The sequence below is a fragment of the Kitasatospora arboriphila genome (assembly GCF_039528095.1).
GTDB lineage: Bacteria > Actinomycetota > Actinomycetes > Streptomycetales > Streptomycetaceae > Kitasatospora > Kitasatospora arboriphila.
Genome location: NZ_BAAALD010000026.1, coordinates 40,109 through 59,688, shown reverse-complemented (window position 1 = coordinate 59,688; position 19,580 = coordinate 40,109). Strand labels below are relative to the sequence as shown.

Genomic DNA, 19,580 nt, shown 5'->3' with positions numbered 1-19,580 from the left:
CGACACGAAACCCACGCGCCAACACACCCGGCCGCACACCCACCCCCACCAACACCAAGCGGCCCCACCGACCGGCCGCAGCCGTGGCACCCAGCACCCGGGCCCCACCTCAGCCGAGCACGTCCGACACGAAACCCACGCGCCAACACACCCGGCCGCACACCCACCCCCACCAACACGAAACGACCCCGCCGACCGGCCGCAGCCGCGCCGCCCGGCGCCCCGACCGGGCCCCGAACCGCCCCGCCTCAGCCGATGTCCGGCGGGTCGACCCGGATCCGCACCTGCTCCCCCGTCCGCAGCGCCATCCGCGCGATCTGCGCGGCCTTCAGCGCCGCGGCCAGCGCCGCCCCGCGGCCGGGCGCGACCCGGATCAGGGCGCGCTCCAGCTCCTCGCCGCGGCCGGCGGGGACCGGCACGGGCCCCAGGACGTCGGCGCCCTCGGGCAGCCGCAGCAGTCCGAGCAGGTCGGCGACGGCCTGCGGCGAGCCGGTCACCGAGGCCATCCGGGAGACCGGCGGGAAGTGCAGTTCGACCCGTTCGTCGAGCTCGGTCGCGGCGTGCCCGGCCGGGTCCCACCGGACGAGGGCCTGCACGGGCCGGGCGGTCGGCTCGGCGACGACCACCACGGTGCCGCCCGCGCCGGCCGGCCGGACGAGGGCCGCGGCGGTCAGCCAGCGCCGCAGCGCCTCCTCGCCGGCCCGCAGGTCGGGCCGGTTGAGCAGGGCCCAGCCGTCGAGCAGGAGGGCGGCGGCGTAGCCGCCCTCGGCGAGGGGTTCGGCGCCGGGTGTGGCGATCACCAGGGAGGGCGTGCCGGGCACCGTGGCGAGTACCGCGTCCCGCCCGGAGGTGCGGACGGGCACCCGGGGGAAGGCCTTGCCGAGTTCCTCCGCGGTGCGCCGGGCGCCGACGACCTGGGCGCGCATCCGGAAGGAGCCGCACTCGACGCAGTGCCAGTCCGTCTCGGGCGTGCCGCACCAGCTGCACTGCGGCGGGGTGTCGGCGCCGCCGGCCTCCAGCGGGCCGGCGCAGCGCCGGCAGCGGGCCGGGGTGCGGCAGCGGCCGCAGGCGAGCCGGGGGAGGTAGCCGCGCCGGGGCACCTGGATGAGGACGGGCCCGCGGGTCAGTGCGTCGCGGGCGGTCTCCCAGGCCACCGAGGGCAGCCGGGCGGCCTGGGCGGCGGCGTCCCGGGCCTGGTCGTGGTCGGTGACGGTGCGGATCCGCGGGGCGAGCGCCCGGACGGTCTCCCGGTCGGCGGTCAGCGGGCGGGCCCAGCCGGTGGCGACCAGCTGGGCGGCCTCGACGGTGGTGGAGAGGCCGCCGAGCAGCACGCCGGCGCCTTCGTCGGCGGCCCGCAGCAGGGCGACCTCGCGGACGTGCGGGTGGGGCGCGTTGGGGTCGCTGTGGCTGGAGTCGCCGTCGGACCAGACGGCGAGCAGCCCGAGGTCGCGGACGGGGGCGAAGACGGCGGCCCGGGTGCCGATCACGGCCCGGACGGAGCCCCGGCTGACGGCGAGCCAGTGCCGGTAGCGCTCCTCGGGTCCGGCGTCGGCGGCGAGCACGGTGTGCCGGCCGGGGCCGAGCAGGGCGGTGAGTGCGGCGTCGACCCGGGCGACGGCGCGGCCGTCCGGCAGGACGGCGAGTGCGCCCCGGCCGCCGGCGAGCGCGGCGGCGACCGCGCGGGCGATCTCCTGCGGCCAGTCGGGCCCGGGCAGCGCCGTCCACACCGCGCGGGGCGCGTGGCCGGCGGCGAGCGAGCCGAGGAAGGCCGGGCCCTGCGGGTAGCGGGCCCAGCTGCCGGGTTCGGGGGCGGGCGGCGGGGGCAGCGGTGCGGGCGAGGGCTCGGACTCGGCCCGGGCGTGTCGCGGCGGTACGGCCAGTTGCAGCACGTCGGCGAGGGTGCCGGCGTACCGGTCGGCGACCGCGCGGCAGAGCCGCAGCAGGGCGGGGGTGAGGACGCATTCGGGCGAGACCACCCGGGCGAGCGGGGCGAGCGGGCCGGCGTAGTCGGAGGAGGCGAGCCGCTCGACGACGTAGCCGTCGTGCAGGGCACCGCCCTCGCGCCGGCCGGAGGCGCCGACGCGGGCGCCGAAGCGGACGCGGACCCGGACGCCGGGCCGGGCGTCCTCGGCCATCGCCGCCGGCACCGCGTAGTCGAAGTACTGGTCGAGGCTGAGCACGCCCTTGTCGACCAGGACCCGGGCGACCGGCAGCTCCGCGGCCAGCTCGGTGCCGCGGGCCGCCCGCGGCCTGGACCGGCGGACCGTCTCCCGGATGAAGGCCAGCTGTTCGCCGGCGCCGTCTGTGCTGCTCATCGCCCTCATGGCTATCAGATCGCGCCGACAGACCGACGCAGGCGGCGGCCACCCCCGTGGGGGTGGCCGCCGCCTGCGGACTGCCGGGGCAGGTGGGTCAGGCGCTGACGGCCTTCTTCAGCTCCTCGACGCGGTCGGTGCGCTCCCAGGTGAAGTCCGGCAGCTCACGGCCGAAGTGGCCGTACGCGGCGGTCTGGGCGTAGATCGGGCGCAGCAGGTCCAGGTCGCGGATGATCGCGGCCGGGCGGAGGTCGAAGACCTCGGTGACGGCCTTCTGGATGTCCAGGACGGGGACGGTCTCGGTGCCGAAGGTCTCGACGAACAGGCCGACCGGCTCGGCCTTGCCGATCGCGTACGCGACCTGCACCTCGGCGCGGCGGGCGAGGCCCGCGGCGACGATGTTCTTCGCCACCCAGCGCATCGCGTACGCGGCGGAGCGGTCGACCTTGGACGGGTCCTTGCCCGAGAAGGCGCCGCCGCCGTGGCGGGCGTAGCCGCCGTAGGTGTCGATGATGATCTTGCGGCCGGTGAGGCCGGCGTCGCCCATCGGGCCGCCGATCTCGAAGCGGCCGGTCGGGTTGACCAGCAGGCGGTAGCCCTCGGTGACGAGCTTGATGCCCTCGTCGGCGAGCGCCTTCAGCTCCGGCTCCACGACGAACTCGCGGATGTCCGGGGTGAGCAGCGACTCCAGGTCGATGTCGCTCGCGTGCTGCGAGGAGACCACGACGGTGTCGAGGCGGACGGCCTTGTCGCCGTCGTACTCGATGGTGACCTGGGTCTTGCCGTCGGGGCGCAGGTACGGGATGGTCCCGTTCTTGCGGACCTCGGACAGGCGGCGGGAGAACCGGTGCGCGAGGGTGATCGGCAGCGGCATCAGCTCCGGCGTGTCGTCGCACGCGTAGCCGAACATCAGACCCTGGTCGCCGGCGCCCTGCTTGTCGAGCTCGTCGTCCTCGCCCTCGACGCGGTGCTCGTGCGCGGTGTCGACACCCTGGGCGATGTCCGGGGACTGCGAGCCGATCGAGACCGAGACGCCGCAGGAGGCGCCGTCGAAGCCCTTCTTCGAGCTGTCGTAGCCGATCTCGAGGATCTTGTCCCGGACGAGCTGCGCGATCGGCACGTAGGCCTTGGTGGTGACCTCGCCGGCGATGTGCACCAGGCCGGTGGTGATCAGGGTCTCCACGGCGACGCGCGAGGCCGGGTCCTCCTTGAGGAGGGCGTCCAGGATGGTGTCGCTGATCTGGTCAGCGATCTTGTCGGGGTGTCCCTCGGTGACGGACTCCGAGGTGAACAGGCGGCGAGACACAGCGCTCCCTGGGGTTGCAGCGGCTGCTGACTGAATGCCCCGGTCTTCGGGGCATCCGGAAAGACTTGATTCCTGGAGTGTAACGGGGGAGCACCGTCGGCGGGCACTCCCCTTGTGCGGCAGTCGTGTGACCGTCGCCCCGTCTGGTCAGCCGAGACGGGCGGCCACGGCGTCCCAGACGGCGTCCGCGAGGACCTCCTTGGGGCCGTGCGGCACCTGGGTCTCGCCGCCGTCGGCGGCGAGGACGGTGGCCGCGTTGGTGTCCTGGCCGAACGCCTTGCCGTCGCCGACCTCGTTGACCACGAGGAGGTCGCAGCCCTTGCGGGCGAGCTTGGCCCGGCCGTTGGCGAGCACGTCGTCGGTCTCGGCGGCGAAGCCGACCACCAGCTGGCCGGGGCGGGCCCGCTCGGCGGAGAGCTCGGCGAGGATGTCGGGGTTGCGCACGAGCACGACCGGGGCCGGGTCGACGCCCTCCACCTTCTTGATCTTGCCGGTGGCGTACTCGGCCGGGCGGAAGTCGGCGACCGCGGCGGCCATCACCACGGCGTCGGCGTCCAGGACGGCCTTGTGCGCGGCCTCGCGCAGCTGCAGCGCGGTGGACACCCGGACGACGTCCACGCCCGCGGGGTCGGGCAGCTCGGCGTTGGCGGAGAGCAGGGTGACCCGGGCGCCGCGGGCGGCGGCGGTCGCGGCCAGCGCGTAGCCCTGCTTGCCGGAGGAGCGGTTGCCGAGGAAGCGCACCGGGTCGAGCGGCTCGCGGGTGCCGCCGGCGGAGACCACCACGTGCCGGCCGGCCAGGTCCTGCTCGGCGGCGCCGCGGGCGAGCACCCGGCGGCAGGCCTCGAAGATCTCGGAGGGCTCGGGCAGCCGGCCCTTGCCGGTGTCCTTGCCGGTGAGCCGGCCGACGGCGGGCTCCAGCACCACGGTGCCGCGGCGGCGCAGCGTGGCGACGTTCTCCTGGGTGGCCGGGTGCTCCCACATCTCGGTGTGCATCGCGGGGGCGAGCACCACCGGGCAGCGGGCGGTGAGCAGCGTGTTGGTGAGCAGGTCGTCGGCCAGGCCGTGGGCGGCCTTGGCGAGCAGGTCGGCGGTGGCGGGGGCGACGACGACGAGGTCGGCGTTCTGGCCGATCCGCACGTGCGGCACCTCGTGCACGCTCTCCCAGGTCTCGGTGGCGGCCGGGCGGCCGGAGAGCGCGGCCCAGGTGGCCTCGCCGACGAAGTGCAGGGCGGCCTCGGTCGGCACCACGGTGACCTGGTGGCCGGACTCGGTGAACCGTCGCAGCAGCTCGCAGGCCTTGTAGGCGGCGATGCCGCCGCTGACGCCGAGGACGACGCGCGGTGCGTTCATGGGGGTGGATCTCCTTGTCCGGCCTCGCCCGGGTGGGGCTCGCCCTCACCCTACGGCGCATCAGACGGCCGGTGCACCATGACCCGGAGCACAGCGCAGGGCCCGCCGGAACACGTCCGGCGGGCCCTGCGCAGGGGGGAGGCTCAGGCGGCCTCGATCGCCTCGGCGGTGAGCATGCCGGCGTTGATCTCGCGCAGCGCGATCGACAGCGGCTTCTCGTGCACGTGGGTGTCGACCAGCGGGCCGACGTACTCCAGCAGGCCCTCGCCGAGCTGGGAGTAGTACGCGTTGATCTGGCGGGCGCGCTTGGCGGCGTAGATCACGAGGCTGTACTTGGAGTCCGTCGCCTCGAGGAGCTCGTCGATCGGCGGGTTGATGATGCCCTCGGGCGCGGTCATCGAAGAGGACACGCGAAAACCTTCCGAAAGTGGATTTGTGGTCTCACACAGTCTGACGAGCGGCTCGACGAGCCGATCGGGTCAGACTACACCGAGCAAGGCTAGCAGTTCGGCCGCTACCTGCTCGACGGAGGTGTTGACAAGGGTCGTGTCGAACTCGGTCTCGGCCGCCAGCTCGACCTTGGCCGCGTCGAGCCGCTGGTCGATCACGTGCTGGGGCTCGGTGCCGCGGCCGGTGAGGCGGCGGACCAGCTCGTCCCAGCTCGGAGGGGCCAGGAACACCAGCTGGGCCTCGGGCATCGACTCGCGCACCTGCCGGGCGCCCTGCAGGTCGATCTCCAGCAGGACGGGCTCGCCGCGGTCGAGCCGGTCCTGGACCGCCTGCCGGGGGGTGCCGTAGCGGTTGCCGGCGAACACGGCCCACTCCAGCAGCTCGCCGTTGGCGATCAGCTTGTCGAACTGGTCGTTGTCGACGAAGTGGTACTGGACCCCGTCCTTCTCGCCCGGCCTCGGGTGGCGGGTCGTCGCCGACACCGAGAGCCAGACCTCGGGGTGCATCTTCCTCATATGAGCGACGACCGTGCTCTTGCCGACCCCGGAGGGGCCGGAGAGCACGGTCAGCCGCGGACGCTCACTCATGCACCGATTATCCCGGATCGCGGACCGTCCGGGGACCAGGGGCCCGGCTCAGGTGGCCGCGCCGCCGAACTCCCGCTCCAGGGAGGCGATCTGGTTGGTACCGAGACCGCGCACACGACGGCTCTCGGAGATGCCGAGGCGCTCCATGATCTGCTTGGCGCGCACCTTGCCGACGCCGGGCAGGCTCTCGAGCAGGGCGGAGACCTTCATCTTGCCGATGACCTCGTCGTCCGCCTTGCCGGCCTTGATCACGTCGTGCAGCGACGCACCGGAGTGCTTGAGCTTGTTCTTCACGTCGGCGCGCTTCCGCCGAGCTTCGGCGGCCTTGGCGAGCGCAGCGGCGCGCTGTTCGGGGGTAAGGGGCGGAAGAGCCACGCCGTTCACCTCAGGTATGGATGGAAGGGATGAGCTATGACTGGTGGTGCCCGGCCTCCGGAGAGCAGGCTCTGACCTGCGCGGCGGCGGAATTCCGTCGCCTTCCGGTGACCTACCGCCGGACACTACCCAACTTAGGCCGCCACGTCAGGAAAAGAACACGAAAAGTCCTGGTCAGCCGGGGCAGACACAGGACTTTTCCGGGCAAATCAACCGCTCTCAGCGACGGTTGATCAGCCCTTTGTGACGCCGCTCACATCCTGGGCGAATCGTTCCGCCGCCTCTCGGAGTGCCGCGACCGACGGTCCGTGCTTCAGCACGTCGCGGCTGACGCTCGGCACGACGTTGCGCACGGAGTCGCCGAAGACCCTCGGCAGATCGGCCGCGGTGGCGCCCTGCGCACCCACGCCGGGGGCGAGCAGCGGGCCGTTGATCGCGAGGTCCGCGCCCGCCTCGGAGAGGGTCGCGCCGACCACCGCGCCGAAGGAGCCGAGCGGCTCGGCGCCGGCGTTCTCCGCCGCGAGCCGGCGCAGCACGCCCTGCGCCACGCTCTCGCCGTCCGCGGCGACGGCGCGCTGCACCTCGGCCCCCTCCGGGTTGGAGGTCAGCGCCAGCACGAACAGGCCGCAGCCGTTGGCGCGGGCCAGGTCCACCGCGGGCTGCAGCGAACCGAAGCCCAGGTACGGGCTGACGGTGAGCGCGTCAGAGAACAGCGGGCTGCCCGGCGCGAGGAAGGTCTCCGCGTAGGCGGCCATGGTCGAGCCGATGTCGCCGCGCTTGGCGTCCATCACGACCAGCGCACCGGCGGCCCGGGCGTCGGCCGTGCAGCGCTCCAGGACGGCGATGCCCTTCGAGCCGAAGCGCTCGAAGAAGGCGGCCTGCGGCTTGAGCACGGCGACCCGGTCGGCCAGCGCCTCCACCACGGTGCGGGAGAAGGACTCCAGGCCCGCGACGTCGTCGCCGAGGCCCCAGGCGGCGAGCAGCGAGGCGTGCGGGTCGATGCCGACGCAGAGCTGGCCGCGGGTGTCGAGGGCGTGGCGCAGGCGGGCGCCGAACGGGGCGAGGGTGGTCATGGGTGTCCTCCGGTCGTAGGGGTCGTCGTACGGGTCTCGTACGGGGTCGCGCGGGTCGTACAGGTCGTGCGGGGCGTGCCGGGGTCGTGCGGGGTGGTGCCGGGTCGGGTGGGGTGTCAGTCGCGGCGGTGGGCCAGGCCGACGGCGTCGGTGAAGGCGGCGAGGCCGCGGGAGGCGAGCTCGGTGCGCAGCTCGTCGAGGATGCGCAGCGGGGCCGTGGGGTCGTGCAGCAGAGCGGAGCCGATCGCGACGCCGCCGGCGCCGGCCGCGGCGAAGGCCAGCGCGTCCCGGCCGTCGGTGACCCCGCCCATGCCGAGGATCGGCACGGTGGGCAGGCGTCCGGCCAGCATCGCCGCGTGCACCAGGTGCACGCAGCGCAGCGCCACCGGCCGCACGGCCGGTCCGGAGAGCCCGCCGGGCCCGGCGGCGAGCGAGGGGCGCAGGGTGTCCGGGTCGATGTCCATCCCGGGCACGGTGTTGATCATGGAGAGGCCGTCCGCGCCGGCCCGGACGCAGGCCGCCGCGATGTCGGTGATCGACAGCACGTCGGGCGCCAGCTTCGCGTAGACCGGCAGGTCGGCGGGGGCCGCCCGGCGCACCGCCCGGACGAGGTCGTAGGAGATCGCCGGGTTCGCGGCGAAGACCAGGCCGAGGTCGGCGTGGCTGGGGCCGCCGATGTTCAGTTCCAGGCCGACCACGCCGGGCAGTCCGCCGAGCCGGGCCGCCAGGGCGGCGAACTCCTCGATCCGCTCCCCCGCGATCGACACCACCACCCGGGCGCCGCGCTCCGCCAGCCAGGGCAGCTCCTTCTCGACGAAGGCGTCGATGCCGGGTCCGGGCAGGCCGAGCGCGGTGAGCAGCCCGGCCGGGGTGGCGGCGGCCCGCGGCGTGGGGTGGCCGGCCCGCGGCCGCGGCATGATCGTCCGGGTGGTGACCGAGCCCAGCGCGTCCAGCGGGACGAACTTGGCGAGCTCGCGGACGGGACCGGCGCAGCCGGCCGCGGTGGTGAGCGGGTTCGGCAGGGTCAGCGGGCCGAAGGGTGCGGTGAGGTCGACGTCCTGCGGGTCCATCAGGCCCCCTCCAGATCGGCCGGCACCGCCCCGATGTCCGCCCAGCGGACCCGCGTGGCGTCGAACACCGGGCCCTCCGTGCAGACCCGGGCGAACCGGCTGACGCCGTCCGCGCCGACCACCGGGACGACGCACGCCGCGCACAGCCCGGTGCCGCAGGGCAGGTCGGTGGCGAGCAGCGCCCAGCAGCGGATGCCGAGGTCGGCGGCGGCCGCGGCGGTCAGTGCGAGGACGTCGGGCGGGCCGGCCGCGTAGACCACCGAGGCGTCGATCGCCCGGGCGGCCTGCGCGACCGGGTCGCTGACCAGGCCGGTGAGGCCGGCCGAGCCGTCCTCGGTCACCACCAGCACGTCCTGGGTGAGCGCCCGGGCCGAGTCGACGCCGTGCAGGGCGGCGGCGGTCGGCGCGCCCAGCAGGTAGCCGAGCTGGCCGCCGCGGGCGGTGAGCTGCTCGCCGAGGGCCGGCAGCGGGGCGGCGTGCTGGCCGTGGCCGACCAGCAGCGCCTTCACGGGTGCGTCGGGGACGGGGAAGGGCGTGCCGAGCGGGGCGATCAGGTCGAGCGGCCCGCTGCGGGGGCCGTCGGCGACCAGCAGCTCCAGGGTGTCGGCGGAGGCGTCGGCCCGGGCGATCGGGACGGCCTCGCGGACCACCGCGTGGTCGCCGGCCAGCGAGGCGAAGTGGCCCGGCCGGGCGCGGGACGCGGCCTCGGGCACCTCCAGCACCAGGCGGTGGTACGCGCCCTCCGCCGTGCACCCGTACACCTCCGCCCGCCACCGCACCGGATGGGCCATGTCCGACACCTCTCGATCGATCCGGGACGCCCCGGGGCGCGGCGCACGTCCGCGCCCGGAGTCCCGCGTCCACACCTGCAACTCGCCGGGAGGCCCGCAGGTCACGCCACGATCCTCCCGCCCCGTCCCGTTCCCCGCGCCCCTGGCGGGGCGCCCGGGGCGCGGGCGCTACGCCTTGGCGGTGCCGACGGCGTCGGCGATCGTCCGGTACCCGGAGGCCTTCAGGCGCGCGGAGAGGCCCTTGTGGACCCGCCGCATCCAGAACGGCCCCTCGTAGACGAAGGCGCTGTAGCCCTGCACCAGGTCGGCGCCGTGCACGATCCGCTGCCAGGCGTCCTCGGCCGTCTCGACGCCGCCGACCGAGATGATCGCCAGGCGGCCCTCGGTGCGGGCGCGCAGCCGCTGCAGCACCTCCAGCGAGCGGGCCTTGAGCGGCGCGCCGGAGAGCCCGCCCATGCCGATCTCCTCGACCCGGGCGGCGTCGGTGGCGAGCCCCTCGCGGCCGATGGTGGTGTTGGTGGCGATGATGCCGTCCAGGCCGAGGGTGAGGGCCATGTCGGCGATCTCGTCGATGTCCTCGTCGGCGAGGTCGGGGGCGATCTTCACCAGCAGCGGGACGTGGTGCGGGGTGACCTCGTCGGCGGCCTTGCGGACGTCCCACAGCAGCGGGCCGAGGATCTGCACGGCCTGCAGGTTCCGCAGGCCGGGGGTGTTCGGCGAGGAGACGTTGACGACCAGGTAGTCGGCGTGCGGGGCGAGGCGCCGGGTGGACTTCAGGTAGTCCTCGGTGGCGTCGGCCTCCTCGACGACCTTGGTCTTGCCGATGTTGATGCCGACGATCGGGGTGCCGGTGGCGCGGATCCGGCCGGTGAGGCGGGCGGCGACCCGGACGGAGCCCTGGTTGTTGAAGCCCATCCGGTTGATCAGGGCGCGGTCCTCGATCAGCCGGAACAGCCGCGGGGCGGGGTTGCCGGGCTGCGGCTCACCGGTGACGGTGCCGATCTCGACGAAGTCGAAGCCGAGCATCGACAGGCCGTCGATGCCGATGCCGTCCTTGTCGAAGCCGGCGCCGAGGCCGAACGGGCCGGGCAGGTCCAGGCCGAGCGCGGTGGTGCGCAGCGCGGGGTCGCGCGGGGCGAGGACGGCCTTCACGAGCTGCCGCAGGCCCGGGACGGAAGCGGCCAGCCGGATCCAGAAGAAGGCGAGGTGGTGGGCCTTCTCCGGGTCCATCTTCTTGAAGACCAGGTCGAACAGGAGCTTGTACACAGCGCCCTTCCTGTTGGGGTCGTCGGGCGAAGCCCGTCCAACAGGGGCGGTGGTCGGGCGGCGGGAGGGGAGGGTGTGGGGGGCACCAAGGTCTCCGGTGCCCCCCACGGTGGTCGGACTACTTGCGGCCGGCGTTGATCAGGGCCGCGTGCTCCTGGAGCGACATGACGCCGACGTCGCCGCGGTGCAGCGCGTCGATGCCCTGGACGGCCGCACCCATCGCCTGGACGGTGGTCAGGCAGGGGACGCCGCGCGAGACGGCGGCGGTGCGGATCTCGTAGCCGTCGAGGCGGCCGCCGGTGCCGTACGGGGTGTTGATGATCAGGTCGACCGCGCCCTCGTGGATCAGCTGGACGATGGTCTTCTCGCCGTTCGGGCCCTCGCCCTCGCTGTGCTTGCGCACCACGGTGGCGGGGATGCCGCCGCGCTGCAGCACCTCGGCGGTGCCGGTGGTGGCGAGCAGTTCGAAGCCGAGCTCGACGAGCGCGCGGGCCGGGAAGACCAGGTTGCGCTTGTCGCGGTTGGCGACCGAGACGAACACCTTGCCCTTGGTGGGCAGGGCGCCGTACGCGCCGGCCTGGGACTTGGCGTAGGCGGTGCCGAAGACCCGGTCGATGCCCATGACCTCGCCGGTGGAGCGCATCTCGGGGCCGAGCACGGTGTCGACGCCGCGGCCGGCCACGTCGCGGAAGCGCGACCAGGGCAGCACGGCCTCCTTGACGGAGATCGGGCAGTCGGCGGGCAGCGTGCCGCCGTCGCCCTCGGCCGGCAGCAGGCCCTCCTGGCGGAGCTCGGCGATGGTGGCGCCGAGCGAGATCCGGGCGGCGGCCTTGGCCAGCGGCACGGCGGTCGCCTTGGAGGTGAACGGCACGGTGCGGGAGGCGCGCGGGTTGGCCTCCAGCACGTAGAGGATGTCGCCGGCCAGCGCGAACTGGATGTTGATCAGGCCGCGGACGCCGACGCCGCGGGCGATCGCCTCGGTGGAGGTGCGCAGGCGCTTGATGTCGTAGCCGCCGAGGGTGATCGGGGGCAGCGCGCAGGCGGAGTCGCCGGAGTGGATGCCGGCCTCCTCGATGTGCTCCATGACGCCGCCGAGGTAGAGCTCGGTGCCGTCGTAGAGGGCGTCGACGTCGATCTCCACCGCGTCGTCGAGGAAGCGGTCGATGAGCACCGGGTGCTCGGAGATCAGGCCGGCGTGGCGCTCCAGGTAGGAGGCGAGCGAGGTCTCGTCGTAGACGATCTCCATGCCGCGGCCGCCGAGCACGTAGCTCGGGCGGGCGAGCACGGGGTAGCCGATCTCGTCGGCGATGGCCTTGGCCTCGTCGAAGGAGAACGCGGTGCCGTGCTTGGGGGCGGGCAGGCCGGCGTCGCGCAGCACGCGGCCGAAGGCGCCGCGCTCCTCGGCGAGGTCGATCGCCTCGGGCTGGGTGCCGACGATCGGCACGCCGTTGTCCTTGAGCGCCTGGGCGAGGCCGAGCGGGGTCTGGCCGCCGAGCTGGACGATGACGCCGGCAAGCGGGCCGGCCTGCTGCTCGGCGTGGACAATCTCCAGGACGTCCTCCAGGGTGAGCGGCTCGAAGTAGAGCCGGTCGGAGGTGTCGTAGTCGGTGGAGACGGTCTCCGGGTTGCAGTTGACCATCACGGTCTCGTACCCGGCCTCGGCGAGCGCGAAGGAGGCGTGCACGCAGGAGTAGTCGAACTCGATGCCCTGGCCGATGCGGTTCGGGCCGGAGCCGAGGATGATCACCGCGGGCTTGGTGCGCGGGGCGACCTCGGTCTCCTCGTCGTAGGACGAGTAGAAGTACGGGGTCCTGGCGGCGAACTCGGCGGCGCAGGTGTCGACGGTCTTGAAGACCGGACGGATGCCGAGGGCGTGCCGGACCTCGCGGACGACGTCCGGGCGCAGGCCGCGGATCTCGCCGATCTGCTGGTCGGAGAAGCCATGCCGCTTGGCGTGGCGGAGCAGCTCGGGGGTGAGCTTCTCGGCCTCGGCGAGCTCGCCGGCGATCTCGTCGAGCAGGAAGAGCTGGTCGACGAACCACGGGTCGATCTTCGTGGACTCGAACACCTCCTCCGGGGTGGCGCCGGCCCGGATCGCCTCCATGACGGTGTTGATCCGGCCGTCGGTGGGGACGACCGCCTTGGCGAGCAGCTCGGCCTTGTCGCCGAGGGGGCCGGCCCAGGAGAACTGGCTGCCCTTCTTCTCCAGCGAGCGCAGCGCCTTGTTGAGCGCCTCGGGGAAGTTGCGGCCCATCGCCATGGCCTCGCCCACCGACTTCATGGTGGTGGTGAGGGTGGCGTCGGCGGACGGGAACTTCTCGAAGGCGAAGCGCGGGACCTTGACGACGACGTAGTCGAGCGTCGGCTCGAAGGAGGCCGGGGTCTGCTCGGTGATGTCGTTGGGGATCTCGTCCAGGGTGTAGCCGACGGCCAGCTTGGCGGCGATCTTGGCGATCGGGAAGCCGGTGGCCTTGGAGGCGAGCGCCGAGGAGCGGGAGACGCGCGGGTTCATCTCGATGACGATGACCCGGCCGTCCTCGGGGTTGACGGCGAACTGGATGTTGCAGCCGCCGGTGTCGACGCCGACCTCGCGGATGACGGCGATGCCGATGTCGCGGAGGATCTGGTACTCGCGGTCGGTGAGGGTCATCGCCGGGGCGACGGTGATGGAGTCGCCGGTGTGGACGCCCATCGGGTCGAAGTTCTCGATGGAGCAGACGACCACGACGTTGTCGTGCTTGTCGCGCATCAGCTCCAGCTCGTACTCCTTCCAGCCGAGGATGGACTCCTCCAGGAGCACCTCGGTGGTCGGCGAGAGGGCCAGGCCCTGGCCGGCGATGCGGCGCAGGTCCTCCTCGTCGTGGGCGAAGCCGGAGCCGGCGCCGCCCATGGTGAACGAGGGGCGGACGACGACGGGGTAGCCGCCGAGGGTCTCGACGCCCTTGAGGACGTCGTCCATCGAGTGGCAGATCACCGAGCGGGCGGACTCGCCGTGGCCGATCTTGGCGTTGACGGCCTCGACGACGCCCTTGAAGAGGTCGCGGTCCTCGCCCTTGTTGATCGCCTCGACGTCGGCGCCGATCAGCTCGACGCCGTACTTGTCGAGGGTGCCCGCCTGGTGCAGGGAGATGGCGGTGTTGAGCGCGGTCTGGCCGCCGAGGGTCGGCAGCAGCGCGTCGGGGCGCTCCTTGGCGATGATCTTCTCGACGAACTCCGGGGTGATCGGCTCGACGTAGGTGGCGTCGGCGATCTCCGGGTCGGTCATGATCGTGGCCGGGTTGGAGTTGACCAGGACGACGCGCAGGCCCTCGGACTTGAGGACGCGGCAGGCCTGGGTGCCGGAGTAGTCGAACTCCGCCGCCTGGCCGATGACGATCGGGCCGGAGCCGATCACCAGGACGGACTTGATGTCGGTGCGCTTCGGCACGGGTCAGCTCCCAGCGGTGGTACGGGCCGGGGCGCCGGCCATCAGGTTGACGAAGCGGTCGAAGAGGTACGCGGCGTCGTGCGGGCCGGCCGCCGCCTCCGGGTGGTACTGCACCGAGAAGGCGGGGGTGTCCAGGCACTGGAGGCCCTCGACCACGTCGTCGTTGAGGCAGACGTGGGAGACCTCGACGCGGCCGAACGGGGTGTCGCTGACCCGGTCCAGCGGCGCGTTCACGGCGAAGCCGTGGTTGTGCGCGGTGACCTCGACCTTGCCGGTGGTGCGGTCCTGCACCGGCTGGTTGATGCCGCGGTGGCCGTACTTGAGCTTGTAGGTGCCGAAGCCCAGGGCGCGGCCGAGGATCTGGTTGCCGAAGCAGATGCCGAAGAACGGGGTGCCCCGCTCCAGCACGCCGCGCGCCACCTCGACCTGGTGGTCGGCGGTGGCCGGGTCGCCCGGGCCGTTGGAGAAGAACACGCCGTCGGGGGCGACCGCGTAGACGTCCTCGATCGTGGCGTTGGCCGGCAGCACGTGCACCTCGATGCCGCGCTCGGCCATCCGCTGCGGGGTCATCGCCTTGATGCCGAGGTCCAGGGCGGCGACGGTGAACCTCTTCTCGCCGATCGCCGGGACGACGTAGGGCTCGGTGGTGGCGACCTCGGCGCACAGGTCGGCGCCCTTCATCTCGGGCGCCTGCAGCACCCGGGCGAGCAGGGCCTGCTCGTCGGCGAGGGCCGGGCCGGAGAAGATGCCGACGCGCATCGCGCCGCGCTCGCGCAGGTGGCGGGTGAGCGCCCGGGTGTCGATGCCGCTGATGCCGACGACGCCCTGGTTCGCGAGCTCCTCGTCCAGCGAGCGGCGGGAGCGCCAGTTGGAGGCGACCCGGGCGGGGTCGCGGACGACGTACCCGGCGACCCAGATCTGCTTGGACTCGTCGTCCTCGTCGTTCCAGCCGGTGTTGCCGATCTGCGGGGCGGTCATCACGACCACCTGGCGGTGGTACGACGGGTCGGTCAGGGTCTCCTGGTAGCCGGACATGCCGGTGTTGAAGACCGCCTCGCCGAAGGTCTCGCCGACGGCGCCGTACGCCTGGCCGCGGAACGTCCGGCCGTCCTCCAGGATGAGCACGGCGGGCACTCGCTCCCGCCTGGTGCGAGGCGTGGTGGGGGCAGGTGCGGTCATGGGGCGGCCTCTTCCGTCTTCTTCGTCTTCGTTCGTTCGGTCAGAGCCTCGACCGCCTCGACCCAGGCGGTGTGCTCGTCGGGGTGGTCGGCCCGGAAGCCCGAGTCCAGGGCGGTGCCCCGGTGGTTCCAGGTGACGACCAGCAGCCCGGCGGGGACGACCTTCCCCGCGATGCCCGAGTCGCGCCGGGCGCCGGTCAGCGCCGCGGCGGGGATCCACAGGTCCTCGTCGCCGGGGCGGCGGACCAGGAGTCCCTGCTCGGTCAGGGTCAGCTCGGCCAGGCTGCGGGTGCCGAGGCCGTGCGCGACGACCCGGTCCAGCCAGTTACCGGCCGTGGTGGAGCCGTGGTAGCGGCCCTTCGCCCGCAGCAGCGGCGCCCCGGGGTCGGCGGGCGCGGCGGGCAGCGGCGGCAGCTCGGACTGCAGCGTCCGGCGCCAGTTCCAGCCCTGCCGCATCAGCCAGTAGACCAGGGCGATCAGGATCAGCAGGCCGACCGTCCAGCCGATGTAACCGGGCCAGTTGGTGACCCTGGCCTGCTCGGCGGCGAGGCCGGTCACGCCAACCCGTCCCGGTCGGCCAGCTCGCCGGCCAGCACGGTCGCGCGGCCGCGCAGGAAGGTCGCGTGCACGCGTCCGGGCAGGTCGAGGCCGCGGTAGGGGGTGTTTCGGCTGCGGGTGGCGAAGCTCTCGGGATCCACGGCACCACGGTACGCGGGATCGAAGAGCACCAGGTTCGCCGGCTCACCCACCGAGATCGGGCGGCCCTGGCCGGTGAGACGGCCGATCCGCGCCGGTCGGTAGGACATCCGGTCCGCGACGGCCTCCCAGTTCAGCAGGCCGGTGTCCACCATCGTCTGCTGGACGACCGAGAGCGCCGTCTCCAGGCCGACCATGCCCATCGCGGCGACCGCCCACTCGCAGTCCTTGTCCTCCGCGGGGTGCGGGGCGTGGTCGGTGGCGACCGCGTCGATGGTGCCGTCGGCGAGCGCGGCGCGCAGCGCCTCGACGTCGGCGGCGGTGCGCAGCGGCGGGTTGACCTTGTAGACCGGGTCGTAGGTGCGCACCAGCTCGTCGGTGAGCAGCAGGTGGTGCGGGGTGACCTCGGCGGTGACGTTCCAGCCCTTGGCCTTGGCCCAGCGGACGATCTCGACCGAGCCGGCCGTGGAGACGTGGCAGACGTGCAGGCGGGAGCCGACGTGCGCGGCGAGCAGCACGTCGCGGGCGATGATCGACTCCTCGGCGACGGCCGGCCAGCCGCCGAGCCCGAGCTCGCCGGAGACCTGGCCCTCGTTCATCTGGGCGCCCTCGGTGAGGCGGGGCTCCTGGGCGTGCTGGGCGACGACGCCGTCGAAGGCCTTCACGTACTCCAGGGCGCGGCGCATGATGACCGCGTCGTCGACGCACTTGCCGTCGTCGGAGAAGACCCGGACCCCGGCCGCGGAGTCGTGCATGGCGCCGAGCTCGGCGAGCTTCTTGCCCTCCAGGCCGACGGTGACGGCGCCGACCGGCTGCACGTCGCAGTAGCCGGACTCCTGGCCGAGCCGCCAGACCTGCTCGACGACGCCGGCGGTGTCGGCGACGGGGAAGGTGTTGGCCATCGCATGGACGGCGGTGTAGCCGCCCTTGGCGGCGGCCTGGGTGCCGGTGAGGACGGTCTCGGCGTCCTCGCGGCCGGGCTCGCGCAGGTGGGTGTGCAGGTCGACCAGGCCGGGCAGGGCGATCAGGCCGTGGGCGTCGATGTCGACGTCCGCCTCGACGGTCAGGCCCTCGCCGATCTCCCGGACGACGCCGTCGGCGATGTGGATGTCCTTGGGGGCACCGCCGAGGATCTGGGCGTTGCGGATCAGGTAGCTGGTCACTGGGCGGTCTCCGAGGAGTCGGTGCGGGGGCTGTCGGCGAGGGTGGCTCCGCCGAGCAGCAGGTAGAGGACGGCCATCCGGATGGAGACGCCGTTGGCGACCTGCTCGACCACGGTGCAGCGCGGCGAGTCGGCGACCTCGGCGGTGATCTCCATGCCACGGACCATCGGGCCGGGGTGCATCACGATGGCGTGCTCGGGGAGCTGCGCCATCCGGATGCCGTCCATGCCGTAGCGGCGGGAGTACTCGCGCTCGGTGGGGAAGAAGGCGGCGTTCATCCGCTCGCGCTGGACGCGGAGCATCATCAGCGCGTCGGTCTTCGGCAGCACCGCGTCCAGGTCGTAGCTGACCTGGCAGGGCCAGTTCTCGATGCCGATCGGCACCAGGGTGGGCGGGGCGACGAAGGTGACCTCGGCGCCGAGCGTGGTCAGCAGGTGCACGTTGGAGCGGGCGACCCGGCTGTGCAGGACGTCGCCGACGATGGTGATCCGGCGGCCGGCGAGGTCCCGGCCGGGGCCGGGGTTGAGGTGGCGGCGCATGGTGAAGGCGTCGAGCAGGGCCTGGGTGGGGTGCTCGTGGGTGCCGTCGCCGGCGTTGATGACGCTGCCGTGCAGCCACTCGGACTGGGCGAGCCGGGCCGGCGCGCCGGAGGCGTGGTGCCGGATGACGACCGCGTCGGCGCCCATGGCCTGCAGGGTGAGCGCGGTGTCCTTGAGGCTCTCGCCCTTGGAGACCGAGGAGCCCTTGGCGGAGAAGTTGATGACGTCGGCGGAGAGCCGCTTCTCGGCGACCTCGAAGGAGGTCTTGGTGCGGGTCGAGTCCTCGAAGAAGAGGTTGACGACGGTGCGGCCGCGCAGGGTCGGCAGCTTCTTGACGGCGCGTCCGGAGAGCTGGGCGAGCTCCTCGGCGGTGTCCAGGATGAGCAGGGCGTCGTCGCGGGCGAGGTCGGCGGTGGAGACGAGGTGGCGCTTCACGCGGGTCACTCCGGAAGGTGCGGTTCGGCGGCGAGCGCCTGGGTGGAACGGGCCGTGTAGTCGCGGTCGCCGACGAGGACGGCGTCGCGGCCGTCGCTGTCGGCGAGCTGCACCTGGACGGCCTCGCGCAGCGAGGTGGGCAGGTTCTTGCCCACGTAGTCGGCGCGGATGGGCAGCTCGCGGTGGCCGCGGTCGACCAGGACGGCGAGCTGGACGGCGCGCGGGCGGCCGATGTCGCTGAGGGCGTCGAGCGCGGCGCGGATGGTGCGGCCGGAGAAGAGCACGTCGTCGACGAGGACGACCAGCTTGCCGTCGATGCCGGAGGCCGGGATCTCGGTGTGCTCCAGGGCGCGGGCCGGCTTCAGCCGCAGGTCGTCCCGGTACATCGTGATGTCCAGGGTGCCGAGCGGGATGTCGCGGCCGGTGATCTGCGTCAGCCGGGCGTGCAGCCGGCGGGCGAGGTGGACACCGCGGGTGTGGATGCCGAGCAGGACGACGTCCTCGGCACCCTTGGCACGCTCCACGATCTCGTGGGCGATCCGGGTGACGACCCGGGCGATGTCGGTGGCGTCCAGCACCTGGTGGGGCGGACGCGGCGCAGTGGTTCCGTCTGTGGTCATGCCGAAGCGGACCTCCTTCCCCGCCTCACGGGACGGGTCTTAAAGGATGTCTGGGATTGGCGCCCGGCGCACCGGGGCCGCGCCCATGCTATCAGTGCGGCCCCCACCCCCTGGGAGGGCACCGTTCCGTTTGCCGTCCCCGCAGGTCAGCCCGCACCCCGGGGGCAGATCGGCGGCCTGCCGCCGCACTATTCGCACGACTGCCCCATTCGGCTTGACGCGACTACCTCACTCTACGTAACCTCACAGTGAGTTACGGGACCGGCGCCGTACCCACCGGTTCGGACGAACGGTCCGCGGTCACCACCCGCGCTCTCGTGGCTCTTCACTGCACGCGAAGCAATATTGTCCGGGGAGATCAATGTCCAGCGACTACGCGAAGCAACTCGGGGCGAAGCTCCGGGCCATCCGCACTCAGCAGGGGCTCTCCCTGCACGGCGTCGAGGAGAAGTCCCAGGGTCGCTGGAAGGCCGTCGTCGTCGGCTCCTACGAGCGTGGCGACCGCGCCGTCACCGTGCAGCGCCTCGCCGAGCTGGCGGAGTTCTACGGCGTGCCGGTGCAGGAGCTGCTGCCCGGCGGCACCCCCGGTGGTGCGGCCGAGCCGCCGCCGCGCCTGGTCCTCGACCTGGAGAGACTGACCCAGGTCCCGTCGGAGAAGGCCGGCCCGCTGCAGCGCTACGCGGCCACCATCCAGAGCCAGCGCGGCGACTACAACGGCAAGGTGCTCTCGATCCGCCAGGACGACCTGCGCACCCTGGCCGTGATCTACGACCAGTCACCGTCGATCCTCACCGAGCAGCTGATCAGCTGGGGCGTGCTGAACCCTGACGCGCGCCGCGCCGTCCGCGAGGAAGACGCGGGCTGACCCCTCCTCCCTTTGCAGAAACGTCACGGCGGGGCGTGCGGCAGCTGCCGCACGCCCCGCCGTGGTTCCGCCCC

At 73.3% G+C, this 19,580-nt stretch carries 17 protein-coding genes; 1 reads left to right on the top strand and 16 read right to left on the bottom strand.

The features are described 5' to 3' along the window. Nucleotides 1-248 precede the first annotated feature (248 nt). From ABD353_RS15850 to pyrR, 16 genes are all read right to left on the bottom strand, one after another. Nucleotides 249-2,315 carry a primosomal protein N' gene (locus ABD353_RS15850; protein ID WP_344624231.1) on the bottom strand — a complete coding sequence of 689 codons (2,067 nt, stop codon included), beginning with the start codon at nt 2,313-2,315 and terminating at the stop codon, nt 249-251. A gap of 97 nt (nt 2,316-2,412) precedes the next feature. Then, nucleotides 2,413-3,621 carry a methionine adenosyltransferase gene (gene metK / locus ABD353_RS15845; protein WP_344624230.1) on the bottom strand — a complete coding sequence of 403 codons (1,209 nt, stop codon included), beginning with the start codon at nt 3,619-3,621 and terminating at the stop codon, nt 2,413-2,415. 147 nt (nt 3,622-3,768) lie between these two features. After that, complete coding sequence (gene coaBC / locus ABD353_RS15840; protein WP_344624229.1) at nt 3,769-4,971, bottom strand: bifunctional phosphopantothenoylcysteine decarboxylase/phosphopantothenate--cysteine ligase CoaBC; 1,203 nt, start codon at nt 4,969-4,971, stop codon at nt 3,769-3,771. A 143-nt stretch (nt 4,972-5,114) separates the two neighbouring features. Then, a complete protein-coding gene (rpoZ, locus tag ABD353_RS15835) occupies nt 5,115-5,381 on the bottom strand; it encodes a DNA-directed RNA polymerase subunit omega (protein ID WP_030240625.1) in 267 nt (88 codons plus the stop codon). Between the two features lie 69 nt (nt 5,382-5,450). Continuing rightward, nucleotides 5,451-6,008 (bottom strand): guanylate kinase, encoded by a 558-nt coding sequence (gene gmk, locus ABD353_RS15830; protein WP_344624228.1) that lies wholly within the window; start codon nt 6,006-6,008, stop codon nt 5,451-5,453. A gap of 48 nt (nt 6,009-6,056) precedes the next feature. After that, on the bottom strand, nt 6,057-6,383 hold the full coding sequence (mihF, locus tag ABD353_RS15825; RefSeq protein WP_030268416.1) for an integration host factor, actinobacterial type: 327 nt from the start codon (nt 6,381-6,383) through the stop codon (nt 6,057-6,059). Between the two features lie 233 nt (nt 6,384-6,616). Further along, nucleotides 6,617-7,456: an orotidine-5'-phosphate decarboxylase gene (gene pyrF, locus ABD353_RS15820; protein ID WP_344624227.1), complete on the bottom strand. Its 840-nt coding sequence runs from the start codon at nt 7,454-7,456 to the stop codon at nt 6,617-6,619. Nucleotides 7,457-7,572: 116 nt separating this feature from the next. Then, nucleotides 7,573-8,526: a dihydroorotate dehydrogenase gene (locus tag ABD353_RS15815; protein ID WP_344624226.1), complete on the bottom strand. Its 954-nt coding sequence runs from the start codon at nt 8,524-8,526 to the stop codon at nt 7,573-7,575. Next, the gene (locus ABD353_RS15810) at nt 8,526-9,317 is read right to left on the bottom strand and encodes an iron-sulfur cluster-binding protein (protein WP_344624225.1); all 792 of its coding nucleotides are present in this window, start codon (nt 9,315-9,317) and stop codon (nt 8,526-8,528) included. The genes ABD353_RS15815 and ABD353_RS15810 overlap by 1 nt, the downstream gene beginning before the upstream one ends. Before the next feature lie 168 nt (nt 9,318-9,485). Further along, a complete protein-coding gene (locus tag ABD353_RS15805) occupies nt 9,486-10,583 on the bottom strand; it encodes a quinone-dependent dihydroorotate dehydrogenase (RefSeq protein ID WP_344624224.1) in 1,098 nt (365 codons plus the stop codon). Between the two features lie 118 nt (nt 10,584-10,701). Beyond that, on the bottom strand, nt 10,702-14,010 hold the full coding sequence (gene carB / locus ABD353_RS15800; RefSeq protein WP_344624223.1) for a carbamoyl-phosphate synthase large subunit: 3,309 nt from the start codon (nt 14,008-14,010) through the stop codon (nt 10,702-10,704). Nucleotides 14,011-14,013: 3 nt separating this feature from the next. Then, nucleotides 14,014-15,189: a glutamine-hydrolyzing carbamoyl-phosphate synthase small subunit gene (carA, locus tag ABD353_RS15795; RefSeq protein ID WP_344624222.1), complete on the bottom strand. Its 1,176-nt coding sequence runs from the start codon at nt 15,187-15,189 to the stop codon at nt 14,014-14,016. Continuing rightward, nucleotides 15,186-15,746, bottom strand: coding sequence for a PH-like domain-containing protein (locus ABD353_RS15790; protein WP_344624221.1), 561 nt, complete (start codon nt 15,744-15,746; stop codon nt 15,186-15,188). Before ABD353_RS15790 ends, carA begins: the two co-directional genes overlap by 4 nt. Beyond that, nucleotides 15,743-17,047, bottom strand: coding sequence for a dihydroorotase (locus ABD353_RS15785; protein ID WP_344624220.1), 1,305 nt, complete (start codon nt 17,045-17,047; stop codon nt 15,743-15,745). The genes ABD353_RS15790 and ABD353_RS15785 overlap by 4 nt, the downstream gene beginning before the upstream one ends. Then, nucleotides 17,044-18,021, bottom strand: coding sequence for an aspartate carbamoyltransferase catalytic subunit (locus ABD353_RS15780; protein WP_344624219.1), 978 nt, complete (start codon nt 18,019-18,021; stop codon nt 17,044-17,046). The genes ABD353_RS15785 and ABD353_RS15780 overlap by 4 nt, the downstream gene beginning before the upstream one ends. Before the next feature lie 5 nt (nt 18,022-18,026). Then, complete coding sequence (gene pyrR / locus ABD353_RS15775; RefSeq protein WP_344624218.1) at nt 18,027-18,641, bottom strand: bifunctional pyr operon transcriptional regulator/uracil phosphoribosyltransferase PyrR; 615 nt, start codon at nt 18,639-18,641, stop codon at nt 18,027-18,029. Nucleotides 18,642-19,002: 361 nt separating this feature from the next. Here pyrR and bldD point away from each other — a divergent pair, with 361 nt between their 5' ends. Continuing rightward, entirely contained in the window at nt 19,003-19,506 is a 504-nt protein-coding gene (gene bldD / locus ABD353_RS15770; RefSeq protein WP_014134541.1) for a transcriptional regulator BldD, read from the top strand. Nucleotides 19,507-19,580 lie beyond the last annotated feature (74 nt).